At 46.0% G+C, this 21,886-nt stretch carries 21 protein-coding genes and 2 rRNA genes (1 of these 23 only partly in view); all 23 read left to right on the top strand.

Going from position 1 to position 21,886, the window contains the following annotated elements:
- Nucleotides 1-1,175, top strand: a 23S ribosomal RNA gene (locus EGM68_RS22940) (it extends 1,753 nt beyond the left edge of the window).
- A 77-nt stretch (nt 1,176-1,252) separates the two neighbouring features.
- A 5S ribosomal RNA gene (gene rrf, locus EGM68_RS22935) occupies nt 1,253-1,369 on the top strand.
- Between the two features lie 163 nt (nt 1,370-1,532).
- Nucleotides 1,533-2,720, top strand: a complete 1,188-nt coding sequence (locus tag EGM68_RS22930) for a GNAT family N-acetyltransferase (protein WP_013373296.1) — start codon at nt 1,533-1,535, stop codon at nt 2,718-2,720.
- A 533-nt stretch (nt 2,721-3,253) separates the two neighbouring features.
- Entirely contained in the window at nt 3,254-3,718 is a 465-nt protein-coding gene (locus tag EGM68_RS22925; protein ID WP_013373295.1) for a CtsR family transcriptional regulator, read from the top strand.
- Between the two features lie 84 nt (nt 3,719-3,802).
- Complete coding sequence (gene mcsA, locus EGM68_RS22920; protein WP_013373294.1) at nt 3,803-4,327, top strand: protein-arginine kinase activator protein McsA; 525 nt, start codon at nt 3,803-3,805, stop codon at nt 4,325-4,327.
- A gap of 29 nt (nt 4,328-4,356) precedes the next feature.
- The gene (gene mcsB, locus EGM68_RS22915; protein ID WP_013373293.1) at nt 4,357-5,421 is read left to right on the top strand and encodes a protein-arginine kinase McsB; all 1,065 of its coding nucleotides are present in this window, start codon (nt 4,357-4,359) and stop codon (nt 5,419-5,421) included.
- Between the two features lie 44 nt (nt 5,422-5,465).
- Nucleotides 5,466-7,910 carry an ATP-dependent protease ATP-binding subunit ClpC gene (gene clpC / locus EGM68_RS22910; protein WP_016818634.1) on the top strand — a complete coding sequence of 815 codons (2,445 nt, stop codon included), beginning with the start codon at nt 5,466-5,468 and terminating at the stop codon, nt 7,908-7,910.
- 243 nt (nt 7,911-8,153) lie between these two features.
- Nucleotides 8,154-9,527 carry a DNA repair protein RadA gene (gene radA / locus EGM68_RS22905; protein ID WP_013373291.1) on the top strand — a complete coding sequence of 458 codons (1,374 nt, stop codon included), beginning with the start codon at nt 8,154-8,156 and terminating at the stop codon, nt 9,525-9,527.
- Between the two features lie 12 nt (nt 9,528-9,539).
- Nucleotides 9,540-10,616, top strand: a complete 1,077-nt coding sequence (disA, locus tag EGM68_RS22900; RefSeq protein WP_040102781.1) for a DNA integrity scanning diadenylate cyclase DisA — start codon at nt 9,540-9,542, stop codon at nt 10,614-10,616.
- 54 nt (nt 10,617-10,670) lie between these two features.
- Complete coding sequence (gene pssA / locus EGM68_RS22895; RefSeq protein ID WP_040102782.1) at nt 10,671-11,417, top strand: CDP-diacylglycerol--serine O-phosphatidyltransferase; 747 nt, start codon at nt 10,671-10,673, stop codon at nt 11,415-11,417.
- A gap of 190 nt (nt 11,418-11,607) precedes the next feature.
- Nucleotides 11,608-12,693, top strand: coding sequence for a PIN/TRAM domain-containing protein (locus EGM68_RS22890; RefSeq protein ID WP_040102783.1), 1,086 nt, complete (start codon nt 11,608-11,610; stop codon nt 12,691-12,693).
- A gap of 70 nt (nt 12,694-12,763) precedes the next feature.
- A complete protein-coding gene (gene ispD, locus EGM68_RS22885) occupies nt 12,764-13,462 on the top strand; it encodes a 2-C-methyl-D-erythritol 4-phosphate cytidylyltransferase (protein WP_040102784.1) in 699 nt (232 codons plus the stop codon).
- Nucleotides 13,459-13,935, top strand: a complete 477-nt coding sequence (ispF, locus tag EGM68_RS22880; RefSeq protein WP_040102785.1) for a 2-C-methyl-D-erythritol 2,4-cyclodiphosphate synthase — start codon at nt 13,459-13,461, stop codon at nt 13,933-13,935. The genes ispD and ispF overlap by 4 nt, the downstream gene beginning before the upstream one ends.
- 39 nt (nt 13,936-13,974) lie before the next feature.
- On the top strand, nt 13,975-15,435 hold the full coding sequence (gene gltX, locus EGM68_RS22875; RefSeq protein WP_129550061.1) for a glutamate--tRNA ligase: 1,461 nt from the start codon (nt 13,975-13,977) through the stop codon (nt 15,433-15,435).
- Between the two features lie 481 nt (nt 15,436-15,916).
- Nucleotides 15,917-16,597, top strand: a complete 681-nt coding sequence (gene cysE, locus EGM68_RS22870) for a serine O-acetyltransferase (protein WP_013373284.1) — start codon at nt 15,917-15,919, stop codon at nt 16,595-16,597.
- A 24-nt stretch (nt 16,598-16,621) separates the two neighbouring features.
- The gene (gene cysS / locus EGM68_RS22865) at nt 16,622-18,025 is read left to right on the top strand and encodes a cysteine--tRNA ligase (RefSeq protein WP_040102787.1); all 1,404 of its coding nucleotides are present in this window, start codon (nt 16,622-16,624) and stop codon (nt 18,023-18,025) included.
- On the top strand, nt 18,022-18,480 hold the full coding sequence (locus EGM68_RS22860; RefSeq protein ID WP_040102788.1) for a Mini-ribonuclease 3: 459 nt from the start codon (nt 18,022-18,024) through the stop codon (nt 18,478-18,480). The genes cysS and EGM68_RS22860 overlap by 4 nt, the downstream gene beginning before the upstream one ends.
- Nucleotides 18,481-18,536: 56 nt before the next feature.
- Nucleotides 18,537-19,283 (top strand): 23S rRNA (guanosine(2251)-2'-O)-methyltransferase RlmB, encoded by a 747-nt coding sequence (gene rlmB / locus EGM68_RS22855; protein WP_013373281.1) that lies wholly within the window; start codon nt 18,537-18,539, stop codon nt 19,281-19,283.
- A 4-nt stretch (nt 19,284-19,287) separates the two neighbouring features.
- The gene (locus tag EGM68_RS22850; RefSeq protein WP_013373280.1) at nt 19,288-19,809 is read left to right on the top strand and encodes an NYN domain-containing protein; all 522 of its coding nucleotides are present in this window, start codon (nt 19,288-19,290) and stop codon (nt 19,807-19,809) included.
- A gap of 162 nt (nt 19,810-19,971) precedes the next feature.
- Nucleotides 19,972-20,616 (top strand): RNA polymerase sporulation sigma factor SigH, encoded by a 645-nt coding sequence (gene sigH / locus EGM68_RS22845; protein ID WP_016324748.1) that lies wholly within the window; start codon nt 19,972-19,974, stop codon nt 20,614-20,616.
- Between the two features lie 333 nt (nt 20,617-20,949).
- Nucleotides 20,950-21,099 carry a 50S ribosomal protein L33 gene (gene rpmG / locus EGM68_RS22840; protein ID WP_013373278.1) on the top strand — a complete coding sequence of 50 codons (150 nt, stop codon included), beginning with the start codon at nt 20,950-20,952 and terminating at the stop codon, nt 21,097-21,099.
- Nucleotides 21,100-21,119: 20 nt separating this feature from the next.
- Nucleotides 21,120-21,311, top strand: coding sequence for a preprotein translocase subunit SecE (gene secE / locus EGM68_RS22835; RefSeq protein ID WP_013312170.1), 192 nt, complete (start codon nt 21,120-21,122; stop codon nt 21,309-21,311).
- A gap of 22 nt (nt 21,312-21,333) precedes the next feature.
- Complete coding sequence (gene nusG, locus EGM68_RS22830) at nt 21,334-21,867, top strand: transcription termination/antitermination protein NusG (RefSeq protein WP_007432596.1); 534 nt, start codon at nt 21,334-21,336, stop codon at nt 21,865-21,867.
- Nucleotides 21,868-21,886: the final 19 nt, after the last annotated feature.

The following is a 21,886-nucleotide window of genomic DNA, read 5'->3' as shown; positions in this document are numbered from 1 at the left end:
TGCCTCGGTAGGGTGAATAGCCCGAGGGGGCCGCAGTGAAAAGGCCCAAGCGACTGTTTAGCAAAAACACAGGTCTGTGCGAAGCCGCAAGGCGAAGTATACGGGCTGACGCCTGCCCGGTGCTGGAAGGTTAAGGGGAGTGGTAAGCTCTTCGGAGCGAAGCTATGAACCGAAGCCCCAGTAAACGGCGGCCGTAACTATAACGGTCCTAAGGTAGCGAAATTCCTTGTCAGGTAAATTCTGACCCGCACGAATGGCGTAACGACTTGGGCGCTGTCTCAACGAGAGATCCGGTGAAATTTTAATACCTGTGAAGATGCAGGTTACCCGCGACAAGACGGAAAGACCCCATGGAGCTTTACTGCAGCTTGATATTGAATTTGGGTACGATCTGTACAGGATAGGTGGGAGCCGTTGAATCTTGAGCGCCAGCTTGAGAGGAGGCATCCTTGGGATACCACCCTGATCGTATCTAGGTTCTAACTTGGTACCGTGATCCGGTACGAGGACAGTGTCAGGTGGGCAGTTTGACTGGGGCGGTCGCCTCCTAAAGAGTAACGGAGGCGCCCCAAGGTTCCCTCAGAATGGTTGGAAATCATTCGAAGAGTGCAAAGGCAGAAGGGAGCTTGACTGCGAGACCTACAAGTCGAGCAGGGACGAAAGTCGGGCTTAGTGATCCGGTGGTACCGCATGGAAGGGCCATCGCTCAACGGATAAAAGCTACCCTGGGGATAACAGGCTTATCTCCCCCAAGAGTCCACATCGACGGGGAGGTTTGGCACCTCGATGTCGGCTCATCGCATCCTGGGGCTGAAGTAGGTCCCAAGGGTTGGGCTGTTCGCCCATTAAAGCGGTACGCGAGCTGGGTTCAGAACGTCGTGAGACAGTTCGGTCCCTATCTGTCGTGGGCGTAGGAAATTTGAGAGGAGCTGTCCTTAGTACGAGAGGACCGGGATGGACGTACCGCTGGTGTACCAGTTGTTCCGCCAGGAGCACCGCTGGGTAGCTATGTACGGAAGGGATAAGCGCTGAAAGCATCTAAGCGTGAAGCCCCCCTCAAGATGAGATTTCCCAGTATGTAAGACCCCTTGAAGACGACGAGGTAGATAGGTTGGGGGTGGAAGTGCAGTAATGCATGGAGCTGACCAATACTAATCGGTCGAGGGCTTATCCTAAAGATAAGGCGCAATAAGTTTCGGATTCAGTTTTCAGGGTGTAACCTTGAATGTAGAATTTGCGAGGCAAATTCATGTTTGGTGGCGATAGCGGAGGGGTTCCACACGTACCCATCCCGAACACGACCGTTAAGCCCTCCAGCGCCGATGGTACTTGGACCGCAGGGTCCTGGGAGAGTAGGACGCCGCCAAGCAAAAGTGAAAAAGGATGATAACCTTAGCAGGTTATCATCCTTTTTTTTATGTATTTTGTGGATGGACACCTGCTTCTAAGGTTGACAGAGAGAAGATGCTTTGCGACACTCTAAGTGCGTATTTTTTTAAAAGGTCCAAGTATACGAGCGAGGTGACGAAGTTATGAAGATCAGGCAATTACAACGTGAGGAATTTGAAGCAGCTATTGAATTATCCCAGTATGCTTTTCAGTTTACAATGCCCCCGGAGGATCTGGAGAAAGCTAAGAAGAAATTCAAACCAGAACAAACATGGGGAATCTTCGACGGGCACGAATTGAATGCTAAACTGACTTTGCTGCCGCTACAAGTATACATACATGGTCAGGTTTTTGATATGGGGGGCATTGCTGGTGTGGCAACGTGGCCGGAAAAGCGTCGCGGGGGTATGGTTTCACGTTTGTTGACGCATGCGCTTGAAGAGATGAAGACTGCAGGACAAAGCCTTTCTTTTCTGCATCCATTCTCATTTGCCTTTTATCGTAAATTTGGATGGGAAACATATACGGAGTACAAAAAGTACGTCATTCCAATTGATAAATTCCCTGCTAAACTTAAAACAGAAGGTATAGTCAAACGGGATATCAAAAATATTTCAGAATTGGACCAAGTGTATCAATCGTATGCTTCACGTTACAATGGTACGCTGGTACGAGATAAGGAATGGTGGCAGGAACGGATTTTAAATGAAAATTATCGAACTGTAGTATATTACACGGATGCAGGCAATCCTCAGGGATATGCACTATACAAAATAGAAGATAAACAGTTAAATTGTGATGAGTTGGTATATGAAAATGAGACGGCACGTCGGGCTTTGTGGACTTATTTTGCAAATCATGACTCAATGATAACCCAAGGTAAATTTATTTACGTTCCAGCAGATGACAACCTGCCCTTTTTACTCGATGATCCGCGAATTCAACAGGAAACGGTGCCTTATTTTATGGGGCGTATTGTGGATGCAGTTGCTTTTGTAGAGAGATATCCTTTTGAGCAGATTGGAGAAGAAACAAGTTTGACCTTACATCTGACAGATCGGTATGCCCCTTGGAATGAAGGAGTATGGAGATTAACAATTACTACGGAGGGGCAAGGACATCTGGCAAGAGTGGATACAAGCAATTTATCTGACAACGCCTTAGCAGCTGACTTGAAACTGGGGATTCAGTCATTAACAACTTTAATGCTCGGCTACCAGCAAGCTGATAACCTGTCTAATTGGGGGCGTATTGAAGGAAGCAGTAAGTCTGTGGCTGCACTTAAACGTGTAATACCAATAAAACAAACGTTCTTATTGGATTTTTTCTGATAAAGGTCCAATTTCTTAATGTCCAACTTTTTTTAACCAAATAGGATGTGGTTTATCATAATTACTCAAAGCTCTTTCCATAATGGGAAGAGTTTTTTGTAATATGGTATAAAACATAATTAGATTGCGAAAAATGGTATTGACCCCTTGGCAAAAATGAAATTTGTGCTATAATACGAATATAGTCAAAGAAAGTCAAAGTCAATTGGAATCAGTGTGATTCCACAAAAGTATTATGTTGTTGGATTGGCCGTATATAACAATTTGACAGCAAAAAAGTAAAAAATAACGACCTGATTTGCGTATAGTTAGGAGCTGCTTCTTATGGACAGAAGAGAAGTGTATGATTTATCGCAAATAAAGGTCACACTAGAAACAAAACGGTACAATTCCAATGAATGTAGAACAGGCAATAGCCTGAATACAGCTTAGATTCGTGACTATACCGTTTGGTTAAGTTCAATATACGGCGGACTCTGTGGAGCGTGAAATGTATTTGAATTCTTGCGTTTCCGTTAGTGGAGGATGATGAAATGCGCAATGTTTCCGACATTATTGAACAATATTTGAAGAGCATGCTGCTGGAAAGTCCCCAAGGCTTAGTGGAGATTCAGCGTAATGATCTGGCTGACCGCTTTTCCTGCGTACCGTCGCAAATTAATTATGTAATTAGTACCCGGTTTACGCTGGAAAAAGGTTATGTGGTGGAAAGTAAACGCGGTGGTGGAGGCTACATTCGAATTCAGCGAATTCAATTACCTGCACAACATGCGATCCATACACACCTTCATCAGAGCATCGGGGAGGAAATTAGCCAATCGGCAGCAGAAGGACTGATTTATCAGTTAGAGGAAGCTCATTTTTTAAGCAAAAGGGAAGCTGGTCTAATGAAGGCTGCTTTATCAAGAGATACATTATTGCTAAAGCTTCCCTATCGTGACCAACTGCGAGCAAGATTGCTTAAGGCTATGCTGATCTCGTTGCTGGCGGCCAAATAGCTAGTATCCATTAACCAGTGAATAGAGATTTGCAATTCAGATGTAGGGATTTGTAAAAATCCTGACGTTGAAGGAGGTGCTTTTATGCTGTGCCAAGAATGTAATATGCGGCCGGCAACTTTGCATTTCACCAAAATTGTGAATGGCGAAAAGACAGAGTTTCATATTTGTGAGACATGTGCGAAGGAAAAAGGGGAGATGATCCCTGGAACACCTAATGGCTTTTCGATTCATAGCTTGTTGTCGGGGATGTTGGATTTTGACTCCAGCACAAAGAGCCAGTCTTCAGGTCACACTGTTCCCCAAAATCTGCAATGCAAGGATTGCGGTATGACTTATACACAGTTTAGTAAGCTAGGACGTTTTGGATGTCCATCATGCTATCAATATTTTGATAGTCGTCTGGACCCTCTGTTCAAGCGTGTGCATGGTAGTACGAGTCATGTTGGGAAAGTTCCGGTCCGTACTGGAGGCCGATTAAAGGTTAAACGGCAAATTGATGATTTAAAAAAAGAGATGCAACAACACATTGTACAGGAAGAATTCGAATCAGCTGCTGAGCTTAGGGATCAAATCAGAAAGCTTGAAAAAGAAATGACTGAAGAGTAAAGTTTGTGAAGAGTAGGAGGGAATGCGTGATGCCCAATATCCGATTTACGGAAAAGCCGCTAAGTGATTGGATGCGTGGTGATGCTGCGGATTCGGAGATTGTCATTAGCAGCCGGGTAAGAATTGCGCGTAACTTGCAGCATTTGCCTTTTCCCATGCTTGCTACCAATCAGCAGTCGGAAGAAGTGCTTCAACGCTTAACGGATATCCTTCAGTATGATGATTTGCGTCGTTTTGGTACTTTTCATACCTTGAAAATATCCGAGTTGGATGAGATCGACAAGCAGGTACTGGTTGAGAAGCACTTAATTAGTCCTAATTTGGCGAACGAATCTCGCAACGGTGCTGTGTTGATTAGTGATGATGAATCAGTTAGTGTTATGATAAATGAAGAGGATCATCTGCGTATTCAGTGCTTATATCCGGGATGTCAGGTGAGAGAAGCCTGGGAACGCGCTATGGTCATTGATGATGCATTTGAAGCTCATGTTGATTATGCATTTGATGATCGGAGGGGGTTTCTGACCAGTTGTCCGACGAATGTCGGCACAGGTATGCGAGCTTCGGTGATGATGCATTTGCCCGCATTAGTTATGACTCATCAAATCAATCGTATATTGTCCGCTGTTTCACAGGTAGGTCTTACGGTTCGCGGCATTTATGGTGAAGGCAGTGAAGCAGTTGGAAATTTGTTTCAGGTATCTAATCAGATTACCCTGGGACAAACCGAAGCGGAAATTATCGAGAATCTGCATGGCGTGGTGCTGCAAATTATAGAGCACGAACGTTCTGCCAGAGAACGATTGATGAATGAATCCATGCTGCGGATTACAGATCGGGTGATGCGTTCATTCGGTATTTTGTCATATGCAGCAGTTTTGGATTCCAAGGAGGCTGCACAGCGGCTGTCCGATGTACGTCTCGGTGTAGATTTAGGGATTTTGGAGCGTCCTTCCATTGCAGCGATGAATGAGCTTAATGTGATGACGCAACCTGGCTTTCTGCAAAAAAGCTTTGGGGATAAAATGAATACCGGTGAGCGCGATATGTACCGGGCGAAGCTGATCCGGCAAAAATTAGGCACAACCCTTTAATATATAGAATGATCTGAAATACACATTGTGGAGGTGCAGGATATATGATGTTTGGAAGATTTACGGAACGTGCACAGAAAGTGCTTGCCTTGGCCCAGGAAGAAGCTGTTCGATTGGGACACAACAACATTGGCACAGAGCACATTTTGCTAGGACTCATTCGTGAAGGCGAAGGAATAGCAGCGAAAGCCTTAATCGGTTTAGGGCTGGGACTGGAGAAAATCCAGGATGAAGTGGAAACACTGATTGGACGCGGTCAAGAGCAACCGACGAACATTGCCTATACTCCACGTGCCAAAAAAGTCATTGAGCTGTCTATGGATGAAGCACGTAAATTGGGTCATACCTATGTAGGTACCGAGCATATTTTGCTAGGTCTTATTCGTGAAGGTGAAGGCGTGGCAGCACGTGTTCTGAACAACCTGGGTATCAGTTTGAACAAAGCGCGTCAGCAAGTGCTTCAATTGCTCGGCAGCAGCGAGGCAGTTTCCAGCCATCACGGTGCTCCAGCTAATGTCAGCACGCCAACCCTGGACAGTCTGGCACGCGATCTGACAGCTTCTGCGAAGGAAAATAACCTGGACCCCGTTATTGGGCGCAGCAAGGAAATTGAGCGCGTTATTCAAGTGCTCAGCCGCCGTACAAAGAACAATCCTGTTTTGATCGGTGAACCTGGGGTAGGTAAAACAGCGATTGCCGAAGGATTGGCACAAAAAATCATAGCGAATGAGATTCCTGAAACGTTGCGCGACAAACGCGTAATGACACTCGATATGGGCTCTGTCGTAGCAGGTACTAAGTATCGTGGTGAATTTGAGGATCGCTTGAAGAAGATTATGGACGAGATTCGTCAAGCCGGAAATATCGTACTGTTCATTGATGAGCTGCATACGCTGATTGGTGCTGGTGGAGCGGAAGGCGCAATTGATGCGTCCAACATCCTGAAACCTGCTCTGGCACGTGGCGAGCTGCAATGTATCGGTGCTACTACGCTGGATGAATATCGCAAATATATTGAAAAAGATGCTGCTTTGGAGCGTCGTTTCCAACCTATTACAGTGGATCAACCTTCTCCAGAAGAAGCAATCCAAATCTTGTATGGTCTGCGCGACCGTTACGAAGCGCATCACCGTGTAAAAATCACGGATGAGGCTATTGAAGCTGCAGTAAGATTGTCAGATCGTTATATTACTGATCGCTTCCTACCGGATAAGGCTATTGACCTTATTGATGAAGCAGGCTCCAAGGTAAGGCTGAATTCCTATACAGTACCGCCAAACCTGAAACAGCTGGAAAACCGTCTGGAAGATATCCGCAAGGAAAAAGATTCAGCGGTACAAAGTCAGGAGTTTGAAAAGGCAGCTGCGCTACGCGATACAGAGCAAAAGATTCGTGAAGAGCTGGATGTCACTAAAAACCAATGGAAAGAACAACAGGGGCGTACAGATTCCGAAGTTACACCAGAGGATATCGCTCAGGTTGTTGCCATCTGGACTGGTGTCCCAGTCAGCAAGCTAAAAGAAGAAGAAACACATCGTTTGCTGAATATGGAGCAACTGTTACATGAACGGGTGATTGGGCAGGACGAAGCTGTTAAGGCAGTAAGCCGGGCGATTCGCCGGGCACGCGCCGGTCTGAAAGATCCGAAGCGTCCAATTGGCTCCTTTATTTTCCTCGGTCCAACTGGGGTTGGTAAAACAGAGCTGGCACGCGCCTTGGCTGAATCTATGTTTGGTGATGAAAATGCGGTTATCCGTATTGATATGTCCGAATATATGGAGAAGCACTCCACATCCCGTCTGGTAGGAGCGCCTCCAGGGTACGTTGGATATGAAGAAGGCGGTCAACTGACTGAGAAGGTACGTCGTAAGCCTTACTCTGTTGTGCTGCTGGATGAAATTGAAAAGGCACACCCAGAAGTATTCAATATTCTGCTGCAAGTGTTGGAGGATGGACGTCTGACGGATTCCAAAGGTCGTGTTGTTGACTTCCGTAACACACTCATCATCCTAACTTCCAACGTTGGTGCGCAGGCAATCAAACGCAACTCCACGCTTGGCTTTACAGCTGTTGTGGACGCTGGGGCGGATTACGATAACATGAAGGGCAAAGTGATGGATGAACTGAAGAAAAGCTTCCGTCCTGAGTTCTTGAACCGGATAGATGAAATTATCGTTTTCCATTCTCTCGAAGAAAAACATATTGCCGAAATTGTTTCACTCATGTCTGAGGAGCTGCGTAAGCGTCTGAATGAGTATGAGGTGGACTTTGAGTTGACAGACAAGGCTAAGAATTTCCTTGCTAAGGAAGGCTTCGATCCAGCGTATGGTGCGCGTCCATTGCGTCGTGCAATCCAGAAGCATATTGAAGATCGCCTGTCCGAGGAACTGTTGACTGGAAACATTTCTAAAGGCGACTCTCTCTACATTGATGAAGAGAACGGCGCATTGACAGTAACGAAAAAGGATAATGTATCCGCGAAGTCCTAAAGCAGTTTAGTAAATAAAACATTAGAAAAGGGTGTCTCGCAGGCTGGAAAGCTATTGCGAAGGCACCCTTTTTGTGTATTGAATACCTTGAATGGGTAGGCTAAAAGCTTTGGGAAAGTTTGTGATACTGCTTTACGTCCGCCAAGCTTCAATGGTAAACTTTTATTGTTACAGCTCTTTCAGGTGCTGTGTGAAGAATAAATTTGACATCATCGTCGTCAAGAAGGAGCCAGGGAATAAAGTATGGCTAAAGTGAAAACTAAATTTTCCTGTACGGAATGTGGCTATGAATCGCCTAAATGGTACGGAAAATGCCCTGGATGCCAGGCATGGAATTCCATGGTCGAAGAAACGGAAAGCGTTGTAAAAACTCAAGGAATGGGATCTTCCCTTCTTACTCATAGCACAAAAGACAAACCGCTTCCTATTATTGAAGTGGAAAGTGGCAAAGAAACACGAATTTTGACGGGAATTGGTGAATTAAATCGTGTACTTGGTGGAGGTGTGGTGCCAGGTTCACTTGTTCTGGTGGGTGGTGATCCGGGGATCGGCAAGTCTACGCTTATGCTGCAAACCTCTAATGAGCTGGCTTTAACTGGTTTAAAGGTTCTGTACGTGTCTGGTGAGGAATCCGTCCGCCAAACAAAGCTACGTGCAGATCGCCTCGGTGCCTTGTCTCCCAGTCTGTACGTATTATGTGAGACGAATTTGGAGACGATTGAAGAAGCAGTGGACAGCTTGAAGCCAGAGTTTTTGGTCATCGACTCGATACAGACTGTATATTTACCTGAGGTGACAAGTGCGCCTGGTAGTGTAGCACAGGTGCGCGAGTGTACTTCACGATTTATGCGGATTGCCAAAGGATTAGGTATTGCTACAGTACTGGTAGGGCATGTGACCAAGGAAGGCGCTATTGCAGGTCCGCGTTTGTTGGAGCATATGGTCGATTGTGTACTTTATTTTGAAGGAGAGCGTCATCATACGTATCGGCTGTTGCGTGCGGTTAAGAATCGCTTTGGTTCTACAAATGAAATTGGTATTTTTGAAATGGCCGAAAGTGGTTTGCGTGAGGTGGCGAATCCTTCTGAACTTTTCTTGTCCGAACGGCCACTGGGGGTGGCAGGTTCCACCGTCGTTGCCAGTATGGAGGGAACCCGACCTGTATTGGTTGAACTGCAAGCACTAATTGCAGCTACACATTTCCCATCTCCACGCCGAATGGGTACGGGGATCGACCATCATCGGATGGGATTAATCATTGCCGTCCTAGAAAAGCGGATGGGCATGTTTTTGCAAAACCAGGACGCTTATCTCAACGTTGCTGGAGGCGTAAAGCTGGATGAACCAGCGGTGGATTTAGCTATAGCGGTGAGCATTGCTTCCAGCTTTAGGGATGCTCCTACCAAGCCGTACGATGTGATTTTTGGTGAAGTAGGACTGACAGGCGAGGTGCGGGCTGTATCCCGAGCAGAACAGCGAGTGCGAGAAGCGGAGAAGTTAGGTTTCAAACGGGTGATCATGCCCGAGAAAAGCTTAAAGGGCTGGACACATCCGAAAGGGATACAAATTATAGGAGTTGGAACGGTGGCAGATGCACTGGCAGCCGCATTAGATTAGGGGGCATTGAGAATGAAGGAAGCGAGCCAACTGGATAAAATGAACGATTTGCTGCGGCTTGTGGCACCGGGAACTCCCTTTCGCGACGGATTGGAAAACGTTTTGCGTGCCAAAACGGGTGCTCTTCTGGTCGTTGGCTATAGCCCGGAAGTAATGGAAGTCGTGGATGGCGGTTTCTCTATTAATTGTGATTTTTCACCGAACTATTTGTATGAGCTGGCTAAAATGGACGGCGCAATCATATTGAGCGAGGATTTAAAACGAATTTTATATGCCAATACGCAATTGATTCCCGATTCCTCCATTTCGTCCATAGAAACAGGGATTCGGCATCGCACGGCGGAACGAGTTGCGAAGCAGACTGGCAAACTGGTTGTGTCTATTTCCCAGCGTCGTAATATTATTACGTTGTATCAGGGGACTTTACGGTATGCGCTCAAGGAAATCGGGGTTATTTTAACGAAAGCTAATCAGGCCATTCAGACGCTGGAAAAATATAGATCCGTATTGGGGCAAGCCTCAACGAATTTAACTGCTTCTGAATTCGAAGAGCTGGTTACCATGCCAGAGGTTGTTAATGTCATTCAACGGATCGAAATGGTGCTGCGCATCAAAATGGAGATCAAACGATTTATTAACGAGCTCGGAAATGAGGGCAGGCTGATTAGCATGCAGATGGAGGAGCTTGTCAGCAATATCGAGGAAGAAGCTTGGTTGCTGTATAAGGATTATGCCAAAGACGACAGCGACGAGAAGATTCGTGAAATTATATTGGGACTCAAACGTTCTACGGACGACGAATTACTGGATGTAAATCATATTGTACGTTTATTAGGCTACCCTTCTTCAGCAGCGACATCAGAAGAATATATTGCTGCACGAGGATATCGGGTGCTGAACAAAATACCTCGTTTGCCAAATGTAATTATTCATAATCTGGTAGAACGATTTGGGTGTTTTCCACATGTCATGACAGCAACGATTGAAGAACTAGATGAAGTAGATGGCATAGGAGAGGTTCGTGCACGTACGATTAAAGAAGGGCTTAAACGTTTGCAGGAACAAGTTTTCATTGACAGACAAATGTAAATGTAATACAGTGAAAGGATTATAATGGAACAATTCATACATTGAGGTGAAGAGATGATTACCAAATCAATTCCGAACATGTGTACCTTGGGTAACTTGTTTCTCGGAATGATCGCCATTTTATTGGCCGTAGACGGAAAATACAGCCTTGCCGCTATTATGGTTATTGTCGCCATGTTGTTGGACGGACTGGATGGAAGGATGGCCCGGGCTCTGAATGCCCAGAGCGAATTCGGTAAAGAACTGGACTCCTTATCAGATATGATATCTTTTGGTGTTGCTCCCGCAGTTATTATGTACATTGTTGCTTTTCATGATGCGAATTCGGCTCTCGCTTGGACGGTTACAGCCATTTTTCCGATGTGCGGAGCATTGCGTTTGGCTCGTTTTAACGTACGTCCCGGTGTACCAGGTTATTTCACAGGTTTGCCCATTCCGGCAGCAGGTGGCGTATTAGCCACTTTGTCCTTATTCCATAACGAGATTTCTTTGTTATACATGTCGATTGCCATGTTGCTGGTCTCTTATTTGATGGTTAGCTCCATGAGATATCCGAATTTCAAAAAGGTCGGTCTTCCGAAAAAAGCGATCTGGATTGCTCCATGGGTCGTAATTGCAGCGGTGTTTCTGGCCGTTAAATTTCCTGATCAGCTGTCGAAGCTGATTTTTGTACCATTGGTGCTATATGCATTGTACGGTATGAAGCTGAACATTCGGAAGCTATCACGCAGACGTGGACGGGAACGAGATCGTTCTAATCAAGAAGAACAGGACGACCAATATCGTCATTCGCAACGTTAGTGTCAGACAAGAACTAGAAGAAGCATTTATTTCCTTGATTCATTCAGGGAGATAAATGCTTTTTTTATGCATAAAAAGTGAAAACACAGGGTTAGTTATGCGAGAAATGGATCATACTGGTAAGGGAAGTGCTATGTATCGAATAAATAGCAGACTATTGAAAAGAAAATAAAGGAGGTATAGAGACTCAATGTGGAGAAAGGCTATTTTAACTTTTACAGGATTGTGCGGCGCGTGGTTTGGCTATACGTTATACCAGCGGATAGGAGGCATCGTATCGTGGATGCCACAATGGTTGAGTGATGGTTCTTTACCAGGAATGGCTGTTTGGATGTTAGCGGGAGCAGTGCTATTTATGGCTGGCTGCTCATTCGCAGGGGCGTCCGTGGCGAATCGATTGCAGCAGGGTATTGAAGGCTTGGTACGAATTCCGATGAATGAGATGATGGCAGGTGTGATGGGGTTAGCAGTGGGGCTGATCCTTTCCTTGGCAGTTTACCCACTCTTTTCAGGATTGGGGGCACCTGGTCTACTTATCCAGACTGCAGTTACCTTGGTATGCGGGTATGTGGGATTGATGGTAGGGCTAGAAAAACGGGACGAGCTGTCATCCTTTTGGAACTCAGGTTTTTTTGGTCGGGGAGCGGATGTAGAAGAACGCAAGCTGGAGGAACATAAAATTTTGGACACCAGCGTCATTATAGATGGGCGTATTGCGGATATCTGCAAAACAGGGTTTATTGAAGGAACCATTGTGATTCCTGAATTTGTGCTGGAGGAGCTTCAGCATATCGCAGATTCTTCAGATTTACTTAAGCGTAATCGTGGGCGGCGAGGTCTGGATATTTTGAATAAAATCCAAAAAGAGCTAGATGTGAATGTGCTCATTTATGAGGGGGATTTTGAGGAAATTTCAGAGGTCGACAGTAAGCTGGTTAAGCTTGCAAAAGTGTTGCAGGGTAAAGTTGTAACTAATGATTTTAACCTGAATAAAGTATGCGAACTTCAAGGTGTGTCTGTGCTGAACATTAATGATTTGGCGAATGCAGTGAAGCCTGTCGTACTGCCCGGTGAGGAGATTATGGTGCAGATTATCAAAGACGGCAAGGAGCATGGGCAGGGGGTAGCTTATCTGGATGATGGTACGATGATTGTTGTGGAGGGTGGGCGTGACTATATTGGCTCTCTCATGGAAGTGCTGGTCACAAGTGTACTTCAGACCTCTGCGGGTCGCATGATCTTTGCTAAACCGAAATTATTGGAAAAAGCTCAATAAACGAGGTATGATGAAGTAGATGTGTTATCATACGGATCGTCCAAGTGCGATCAGGGCAGGAGTTATTTGAATGAACAATCAGGTAGGAGTCGTGATTGTGGCGGCCGGGCGCGGCTCCCGTATGGGAACGCAGGAGAGCAAGCAATTTCTGCTTTTGCGAGACAAGCCCATCTTCATACATACACTTGAAATATTCGCAGCAATGCCTGAAGTGGATGAAATGGTGATGGTTACTGGAGCTGGAGATGTGGAACGTTGCAGAGACTGGGTTCATCAATACAAGATTGGTAAAAATGTACGAGTGGTGGCTGGTGGCAGTGAGCGCCAGCATTCGGTTTATCGCGGTTTGCGCCACTTGCAAACAGATTGGGTGATGGTGCATGATGGTGTGCGTCCACTGATTCAATCTGAGCTTGTACGTTCATGCCTGGAGGCTGCCCAGCGTACTGGTGCTTCTGTAGCGGCAGTACCTGTAAAGGATACAATCAAGCAAGTGAACGGGGATGGTATCATTACAGCAACGCCGGATCGCCGAAGTCTGTGGAGTATTCAAACGCCACAGACTTTTCGTCTTTCCGATCTGCTGCGGGCCTATGAGGAAGCGGAGCAGTCAGGATTTTTGGGGACAGATGATTCTATGCTGGTGGAGCGGCTAGGCATTCCAGTTACTGTCGTCCAAGGCAGCTATAAAAACATCAAAATTACTACGCCTGAGGATTTGGAGATGGCGGAGTTATGGGTAAAGACAGAGGGAGAGGATATCAAATGATCAGAATAGGGCAAGGATTTGACGTCCACCAGCTGGTGGAAGGAAGGCCATGCATCATCGGAGGCGTACATATTCCGTATGAAAAAGGTTTGCTGGGCCATTCCGATGCAGACGTGCTGCTGCATGCCATTAGCGATGCCATCCTGGGCGCGCTTGGCTTGGGAGACATCGGAAAGCATTTTCCGGATAACGACCCTGAATTTAAGGACGCTGATAGCCTGAAGCTACTGGAGCATGTGTGGGGGCTGGCTAAAGAGCGGGGATATCGCTTGGGGAATATTGATTCTACGATCATTGCGCAGAAGCCCAAGATGGCATCATACATTCCGCAGATGAATGAAATCATCGCCCGGGTGCTGGAAGCAGAGGAGTCGTCCCAGGTAAATGTCAAGGCGACGACGACGGAGCAGCTCGGGTTTACTGGGCGGAGCGAAGGCATCGCAGCTCAATCGGTTGTCTGTCTAATCAAGTAAATGCTATCATCTTGAGTAATTCTATTTGGAGGAGATTATATGAGCACGGAAGTTCGTGTACGCTATGCACCAAGTCCTACAGGGCATCTGCATATTGGCAATGCCAGAACAGCATTATTTAATTATTTGTTTGCCCGCAATCAAGGCGGGAAATTTATTATTCGCATCGAAGACACAGATGTGAAACGCAATATTGAAGGTGGAGAAGAAAGCCAGCTTAAATATTTGAAATGGTTAGGCATGGACTGGGATGAAAGTATAGACGTGGGCGGCGAGTTTGGACCTTATCGCCAGACCGAACGCTTGGATATCTACAAAAAATACTGGCAGGATTTGCTGGATCGTGGTTTGGCATACCGCTGTTATTGCACGGAAGAAGAGCTCGAACGTGAGCGTGAAGAACAGATGGCGCGTGGGGAGACTCCACGTTATTCAGGCAAACATCGTGATTTAACAGAAGAACAGTGCCAAGCTTTTGAAGCCGAGGGCCGTGTACCAAGTATTCGTTTTCGCGTACCAGAAGATCGTGAATATACGTTTGATGATATGGTTAAAGGTCAAATTACGTTCAATTCCAAGGAAAGCGGCGATTTTGTTATCGTCAAAAAAGACGGTATTCCGACATATAACTTCGCCGTAGCGGTTGACGACTATTTGATGAAAATATCGCATGTACTACGGGGCGAAGATCATGTATCTAATACACCGCGGCAGTTGATGATTTTTGAAGCTCTCGGCTGGGAGCCTCCACGCTTTGGTCATATGACGCTGATCGTAGGCGAGGATCACAAAAAGCTCAGCAAACGAAATGAATCCATTATTCAGTTCATGGAGCAGTACGATAAGCTGGGCTATCTGCCGGAAGCTATATTCAACTTTATTGCACTGTTGGGCTGGTCTCCGGAAGGCGAGGAAGAGATCTATGATCGGGAACAACTGATTTCGATTTTCGATCCTAATCGTTTGTCCAAAAGCCCAGCTGTATTTGATACAAACAAGCTTGCTTATTTGAATAATCATTATATTAAAAAAGCTGATCCTGAGCGGATTGCCAGCATGGCTATTCCACATTTGCAGGCAGCAGGGCTGTTGCCGAATGAATTATCGACGGAACAACAGGATTGGGCTAAAGCTCTTGTCCGCTTATACCAAGAACAAATGACTTCAGCGTCTGATATTGTGACGTTGTCTGAGTTGTTTTTCCGTTCGCATCTGGAGTTGGATGCTGATGCGGCGGCTGTTCTGGCCGAAGAGCAGGTTCCTGATGTACTTAGAGCCTTTGCAGGTAAGGTTGAAACGAGCGAGGAATTTACAGCTCCACAAATGGCCAAGCTGATCAAGGAAGTCCAAAAGGAAACTGGTTTTAAGGGGAAACAGCTGTTCATGCCGATTCGTGTGGCCCTTACAGGTCAAACTCATGGACGGGATCTGAACGAGACCATCTATTTACTTGGACGTGACAAGGTGTTGGATCGTCTTAAGGCACAAATTAAAGGCTGATATTTCTTGTCAATTTGTTGTCTTTTCGCTATAATGACTCCATTGATATGGATTGATACTTACGTGTAAAGGCTGCGAACAGGAGAAGTACACTGCATAAGGGCATCTACCAGAGAGGACGGTCGAGGGGAAACCCCAGGCTGAGAACCGTCTAGATGACCTGCGGAGGAAATGCGCCTGGGAGCCGTGCGCCCGAACCCTCGTTAGCCTACAATGCTAATGCGGCAAGGGCTTGCCGATTCGTTCCCGTTACAGGACGCCAAAGACGGACTTTTCTGCTTTTTTTGTAGCAGATATGTTCGAAGCAGAGTGGGACCACGTATATGCGTCTCTGCAGCCTAGGCTGCGGAGACGCTTTTTCATTTTTATCAGATTCAGACTCGCTGTAGATTGAAAATTGTCGAAGCGTGCTAGTGACTACGAAAATTGGCGAAATCTGAAGTGTGATGCGGCGAGGATATGGAGGGAAGAGGAGGGCGACATGTTCAGGCATTTCAAATCCGATATTCAAACTGTTTTGGATAATGATCCGGCCGCCCGGAGTAAGCTGGAAGTCATTTTTACGTATTCTGGCGTTCATGCCCTTTGGGCACACCGAATCGCACATTGGTTTTATTTGCGAAAGTGGTGTACTCTAGCCCGTGTTATATCCCAGGTATCGAGGTTTATGACAGGAATTGAAATTCATCCTGGCGCTCGTATCGGAGATCGGCTGTTCATTGATCACGGCATGGGTGTTGTCATTGGCGAAACCTGTGAAATTGGCGACGATGTCGTGTTATATCAGGGGGTTACTCTTGGAGGGACTGGAAAAGAGAAAGGGAAGCGCCACCCCACCATTGGGAATAATGTCGTTATAGGCTCGGGTGCGAAAATATTGGGTTCATTTACGATTGGGGCGCAATCCAACATTGGCTCCAACTCGGTTGTGCTAAAAGAAGTTCCGCCAAACAGTACGGTAGTGGGCATCCCAGGGCGAGTGGTCAGACAGGATGGCAGACGTCCAGATCGACTTAGTCACCAGTTGCCTGATCCGGTCGTCGATTCTATACGGTCTCTTCAAATGGAAATAGAACGATTGCGAGCAGAATTGTCTGATTTGAAGGAGGAGCAATCTGCTCAGAAACATCAGGTGACCCAAGAGAATAAATTACAAGGATAATTTTCATGAGGGAGGAACATAACGATGTCGCTTCAAATTTATAATACAATGACGAGGAGCCGGGAGCCTTTTGTGCCACTGGAGCCTGGAAAGGTTAAAATGTATGTATGTGGTCCTACAGTGTATGATTACATTCATATTGGTAATGCACGGCCTGTAATTGTGTTTGATGTGGTACGCAGCTACTTGGAGTATGTGGGCTATGATGTAAACTATGTGGTGAATTTTACGGATGTCGATGACAAGTTGATCCGCAAAGCTCGGGAACTTAATATGGAGGTTCCGGCAGTTGCTGAGAAGTTTATTGCTGCCTATCATGAGGATTTGGCAGGATTGAATGTTCCTGCTGCCAGCATAAATCCTCGTGTAACTGAGAGCATGGATCTGATTATTGATTTTATCAAGGATCTGGTAGACAAAGGCTATGCCTATGAGAATGATGGTGATGTCTTCTACCGAACCAAAAAGTTTAAAGACTACGGACAGCTGTCAGGTCAAAATTTGGAGGAGCTCCAGTTTGGGATTCGCATCAATGTGGATGAACGCAAGGAGAATGCCGAGGATTTTGTACTCTGGAAAGCAGCGAAACCGGGAGAAATTTACTGGTCAAGTCCTTGGGGAGATGGACGCCCAGGCTGGCATATCGAATGCTCTGCTATGGCTCGTCACTATTTGGGGGATACGCTGGATATTCATGGAGGCGGACAGGATCTGCAATTTCCGCATCATGAATGTGAATGTGCACAATCTGAAGTGATTACGGGTAAACCATTATCTCGCTACTGGATGCATAACGGATATATTCGCATAGATAATGAAAAAATGTCGAAATCACTCGGTAACGGTATTTTGGTTAAAGATCTGCGTGCTCGTCACAAGCCCGAGGCTTTACGTTATTTTATGCTGTCGACACATTACCGCAATCCTTTGAACTACAACCAAGAGACGATGAGTCAGGCGGAGAATAGTGTCGAACGGATTGCCAATGCAGTCGCCAATGTAAAGCATCGTTTAGCCATTGCATTGAAAGGTAATGAAGAAGTATCGGCTGAGCTGCAAATGAAGCTTGACGGGATATTGCAGCAATTTGGTGAAAAAATGGATGATGATTTCAATACGCCTGATGCGATTACTGCGGTGTTCGAATGGGTCAGCGAAGCCAATCTTTTGTTGCAGCGTGATGTTGTCAATCAGGCGGAATTGCAAGCGGTGCTGCATACCTTCCATTCGATGAATACGGTGCTTCGCATTTATTCAGAACCGAGTGAAGAACTGCTGGATGGCGAAGTTGAGCAGTTAATTGCAGAACGTGTCGAAGCTCGTAAAACTAAAAACTGGGGTAGAGCTGACGAAATTCGCGATTTGTTAGCTACTAAAGGCATTGTGCTTGAAGATACGGCACAGGGGATGCGGTGGCGGCGGAAATGAGTGATAAGCCACTGAATTCAGTAGCTGTGAAAGGCGCAGGAAACTGGTTTCCGTATCCTGCGTCCAAGCCGGCTCGCTTGATGCCCCCTATTGCGTTAGCTTACATTGGTGATGCAGTGTATGAGGTGGCTGTCCGGCAATATCTGTTGACACACCCCAACTTGCGTCCCAATCATTTACATCGACGAGCTACAAAGCTAGTCTCTGCCAAGGCACAGAGTCGTATGTTGGGGTTGCTAGAAACAGTGCTGACGGATGACGAGCGTGACATTGTCCGACAAGGAAGAAATGCCAAGTCAGGGAGCCTGCCCAAAAATGCTGATGTGCTTGAGTATCGACACGCCACAGCACTGGAAGGATTGATTGGTTATCTGTATTGTGATGGACATTTGGACAGATTGACAGAGTTGATTACGTACGGAATTGCACAAATGGAAAATACCGAAAAATCATAAATTGGAGACGGATTGGATGAATTGAATATCAACCGTTTTCCGGGAGGAAGCTAGAGATGGAAGAAGAATGGATTGCCGGTAAGCATTCGGTAACAGAGGCGCTGCGTTCAGGCAGGACGATAAATAAAATTTGGATTGCGGATAATGCACAAAAGCATTTGACATTGCCGATTACAGCTGAGGCGAAAAAAGCAGGAATCATTGTTTTGCAGGTAGACAAGCGTAAGCTCGATCAAATGGTTCCAGGCATTCAGCATCAGGGAGTGGTTGCGCAAGCAGCACCTTTTGCCTACGCTGAAGTGGAAGACTTGCTTGCTAGTGCTCGTGCTAAAGGAGAAGAGCCGTTTTTGATTTTGCTGGATGAAATTGAAGATCCTCATAACTTGGGCTCCATCCTTCGTACGGCGGATTGCACTGGAGCACACGGTATTATAGTGCCAAAAAGGCGTTCAGCAGCTGTAACTGTAACGGTGTCTAAAACATCGGCGGGTGCTGTGGAGTACGTTCCAGTGGCACGGGTGAGCAATCTGGGGCAAACCATTGACCGTCTTAAAGAAGAAGGTGTATGGGTAGTTGGCACGGATGTTACAGCAACCGATCCCGTCTTTGGGAATGGGGTATTCACCGGTCCTGTAGCGATTGTCATTGGTAACGAAAATAAAGGAATGGGCCGTTTGATCCGTGAGAAATGTGATGTACTTGTCAAGCTGCCGATGGCGGGACAAATCAATTCTCTCAATGCTTCTGTAGCTGCAGGTGTCGTCATGTACGAAGTCTTGCGCGGACGACAGGCACGGAGCTAACGATATGGCTGACACGCGGGATGTTCTGCTTGTGGACGGTTACAACATGATTGGAGCCTGGCCCGAACTTTCCGCACTGGTACAATCTGGTATGCAGGAAGCGAGGGACAGACTTCTTGAACGACTGGCGGATCATCAGGCGTATTCGGGCAGAAGAGTCATCGTCGTGTTTGATGCTTACAGGGTGCCAGGATTAGGTAAAACCTTTGCCCAGAGCAAAGTCCAGATTTATTTTACGAGAGAAAAAGAGACAGCCGACGAATGCATCGAACGATTGGTTCGGGAGCTGAGCAGCAAGAGAAGAAGCATTTACGTAGCGACAAGTGATCAGGTAGAGCAGCATGTTGCTTTTGGCCAAGGAGCACTCAGAGTATCGGCACGAGAATTGCTGATCGAGATTGAGGAATCTGAAAGGGAAGTCCAGAAGCGAATTCAGCAGGATAACGCCAAATTGTCCCGCAACTCGTTGGATGCCAAGCTGAGTCCGGAGCTTCGAAAGCTGTTCGAACGATGGAGAAGAGAATGATCCAATAATTGGTACACCCTCCATTTTGAAACCATTGACAATTTTGTTAGCGCTCTTCTTTTTTAGGTTGTTGTGGTTGACGGTATCAGGTTACATCGCGTATACTTGTCGTATATTTGAGAGAGTAACGGGTACCTTGCGTTGCAGCCGGAGGGATTGTTAGTGAGTGTGGACCTCAAAGATATCATGTTGTCAAAGTTTGATTACAAAAATGATGAAGACATTGTCGGAGCAGTCCATGAAGGTGATGGGGAAGCGCTGGAGTTTCTGATTAACAAGTACCGGAACTTTGTGCGGGCCAAGGCCAGATCCTACTTCCTGATTGGTGCTGATCGCGAGGATATTATTCAGGAGGGCATGATTGGTCTCTACAAGTCCATTCGTGATTTTAAGGGAGACAAGCTTGCTTCGTTTAAGGCTTTCGCCGAGTTGTGCATTACACGACAGATTATTACGGCAATTAAGACGGCTACACGACAAAAGCACATTCCTCTGAACTCTTACGTATCTCTGGACAAGCCCATCTATGATGAAGAGTCAGACCGGACGTTGCTCGATGTGATTTGTGGAACACAAGTAAGTGACCCTGAAGAGCTGATTATCAATCAGGAAGAGTTTGTGGGTCTTGAGGACAAAATGTCCGAGATTCTGAGCGAGCTAGAACGCAAGGTACTTATGTTGTATCTGGACGGACGTTCGTATCAGGAGATTGCAGAGGATCTTGACCGCCATGTTAAATCCATTGATAACGCGCTGCAACGGGTCAAGCGTAAACTTGAAAAGTATCTGGAAGTAAGGGATAGTTGAAAGTAGAGGCTGACATGGAAAAGGCTCGAGTTTGAGTCTTTTTTTATTCGTTTTGGGTAAGGTGTGCAGGTTTATAAGTGTTGTAAATGATTTATACTAAAAAAGATGAATAATAGATATCGCTTTGATTTTGAAGCAGTATTTCAGAGAACAGCTTTAAAGGATGGGCAGATGTAAAAATGCACCACAACCGAGACTGCGAAATGTATGCAAACATTCGTTGACATGGAAAACCCCGTGTGATAAAGTGTTTTAGGTAGGCCTAAATTCGCGGTTTTTTTTAGGATCAATTATGAGACTTCCGGTGTTGGATGTCTTCGGGAGGTGCACATCATGCGGGTAATTATTACTTTGGCTTGTACAAATTGCAAACAAAGAAATTACACAACGACGAAAAACAAGCGTAATCACCCCGACCGCATGGAGATGAAGAAATTCTGTAAGTCCTGTAACGAACAGACTTCTCATCGGGAAACCAGATAGTTTTTGGAGGTGTAGTCGGCGTGAAACGCAGTTTCAAGTCTCTGTTTTCCTTTTTCTCTGAAAGCTGGGCTGAACTCAAGAAAGTTCGCTGGCCCAATCGTAAAGAACTGACCAACTATACGCTGATTGTCATAGGGACGATTGCGTTCGTCACGATTTATTTTTGGGTTCTCGATATCGGCATTTCCGCTGTGATCGAAGCGATTATCTAGGAAGGGTTCCAGGTGGCTTGATATGGAAAAAAGATGGTACGTCGTTCATACCTATTCAGGGTATGAGAACAAAGTCAAAGCCAATTTGGAAAAACGCGTTGAGTCCATGGGCATGGAAGACAAGATATTCCGTGTTCTTGTTCCTATGGAAGAAGAACTGGTAACCAAGGACGGTAAGAAAAAAACCGTTATGCGTAAAGTCTACCCTGGTTATGTCTTGGTCGAAATGGTCCAAACCGATGATTCTTGGTATGTTGTACGCAACACACCAGGTGTTACGGGATTTGTAGGGTCGACAGGCTCGGGTTCCAAACCGACGCCATTGCTTCCGGAAGAAGTTGAACAGATTCTGAAGCATATGGGCATGGTAGAGCCGAAACCGAAGATTGAATTCGATGTTAAGGAATCCGTGCGAATTAAAGTTGGTCCTTTTGCGAATTTTGTGGGCTCCGTGGAAGAAATTTTGGTTGAGAAGAGCAAGCTTAAGGTTCACGTCAACATGTTTGGACGGGAAACCCCGCTTGAGTTGGATTATACTCAAGTGGAGAAAATATAGATTTTTCTTACAGGTTTCT

It is taken from the genome of Paenibacillus sp. M-152 (genome assembly GCF_003856555.1).
Lineage (GTDB): Bacteria > Bacillota > Bacilli > Paenibacillales > Paenibacillaceae > Paenibacillus > Paenibacillus polymyxa_C.
Note: the sequence above shows the minus strand (reverse complement) of the source record. Positions and strands in the feature narration are given on the sequence as shown.

Bases quoted from the DNA above. Each gene is read 5' to 3' on its own strand.
- EGM68_RS22930 (WP_013373296.1), top strand. From the start codon at position 1,533: ATGAAGATCAGGCAATTACAACGTGAGGAATTTGAAGCAGCTATTGAA.
- EGM68_RS22925 (WP_013373295.1), top strand. From the start codon at position 3,254: ATGCGCAATGTTTCCGACATTATTGAACAATATTTGAAGAGCATGCTG.
- mcsA (WP_013373294.1), top strand. From the start codon at position 3,803: ATGCTGTGCCAAGAATGTAATATGCGGCCGGCAACTTTGCATTTCACC.
- mcsB (WP_013373293.1), top strand. From the start codon at position 4,357: ATGCCCAATATCCGATTTACGGAAAAGCCGCTAAGTGATTGGATGCGT.
- clpC (WP_016818634.1), top strand. From the start codon at position 5,466: ATGATGTTTGGAAGATTTACGGAACGTGCACAGAAAGTGCTTGCCTTG.
- radA (WP_013373291.1), top strand. From the start codon at position 8,154: ATGGCTAAAGTGAAAACTAAATTTTCCTGTACGGAATGTGGCTATGAA.
- disA (WP_040102781.1), top strand. From the start codon at position 9,540: ATGAAGGAAGCGAGCCAACTGGATAAAATGAACGATTTGCTGCGGCTT.
- pssA (WP_040102782.1), top strand. From the start codon at position 10,671: ATGATTACCAAATCAATTCCGAACATGTGTACCTTGGGTAACTTGTTT.
- EGM68_RS22890 (WP_040102783.1), top strand. From the start codon at position 11,608: ATGTGGAGAAAGGCTATTTTAACTTTTACAGGATTGTGCGGCGCGTGG.
- ispD (WP_040102784.1), top strand. From the start codon at position 12,764: ATGAACAATCAGGTAGGAGTCGTGATTGTGGCGGCCGGGCGCGGCTCC.
- ispF (WP_040102785.1), top strand. From the start codon at position 13,459: ATGATCAGAATAGGGCAAGGATTTGACGTCCACCAGCTGGTGGAAGGA.
- gltX (WP_129550061.1), top strand. From the start codon at position 13,975: ATGAGCACGGAAGTTCGTGTACGCTATGCACCAAGTCCTACAGGGCAT.
- cysE (WP_013373284.1), top strand. From the start codon at position 15,917: ATGTTCAGGCATTTCAAATCCGATATTCAAACTGTTTTGGATAATGAT.
- cysS (WP_040102787.1), top strand. From the start codon at position 16,622: ATGTCGCTTCAAATTTATAATACAATGACGAGGAGCCGGGAGCCTTTT.
- EGM68_RS22860 (WP_040102788.1), top strand. From the start codon at position 18,022: ATGAGTGATAAGCCACTGAATTCAGTAGCTGTGAAAGGCGCAGGAAAC.
- rlmB (WP_013373281.1), top strand. From the start codon at position 18,537: ATGGAAGAAGAATGGATTGCCGGTAAGCATTCGGTAACAGAGGCGCTG.
- EGM68_RS22850 (WP_013373280.1), top strand. From the start codon at position 19,288: ATGGCTGACACGCGGGATGTTCTGCTTGTGGACGGTTACAACATGATT.
- rpmG (WP_013373278.1), top strand. From the start codon at position 20,950: ATGCGGGTAATTATTACTTTGGCTTGTACAAATTGCAAACAAAGAAAT.
- nusG (WP_007432596.1), top strand. From the start codon at position 21,334: ATGGAAAAAAGATGGTACGTCGTTCATACCTATTCAGGGTATGAGAAC.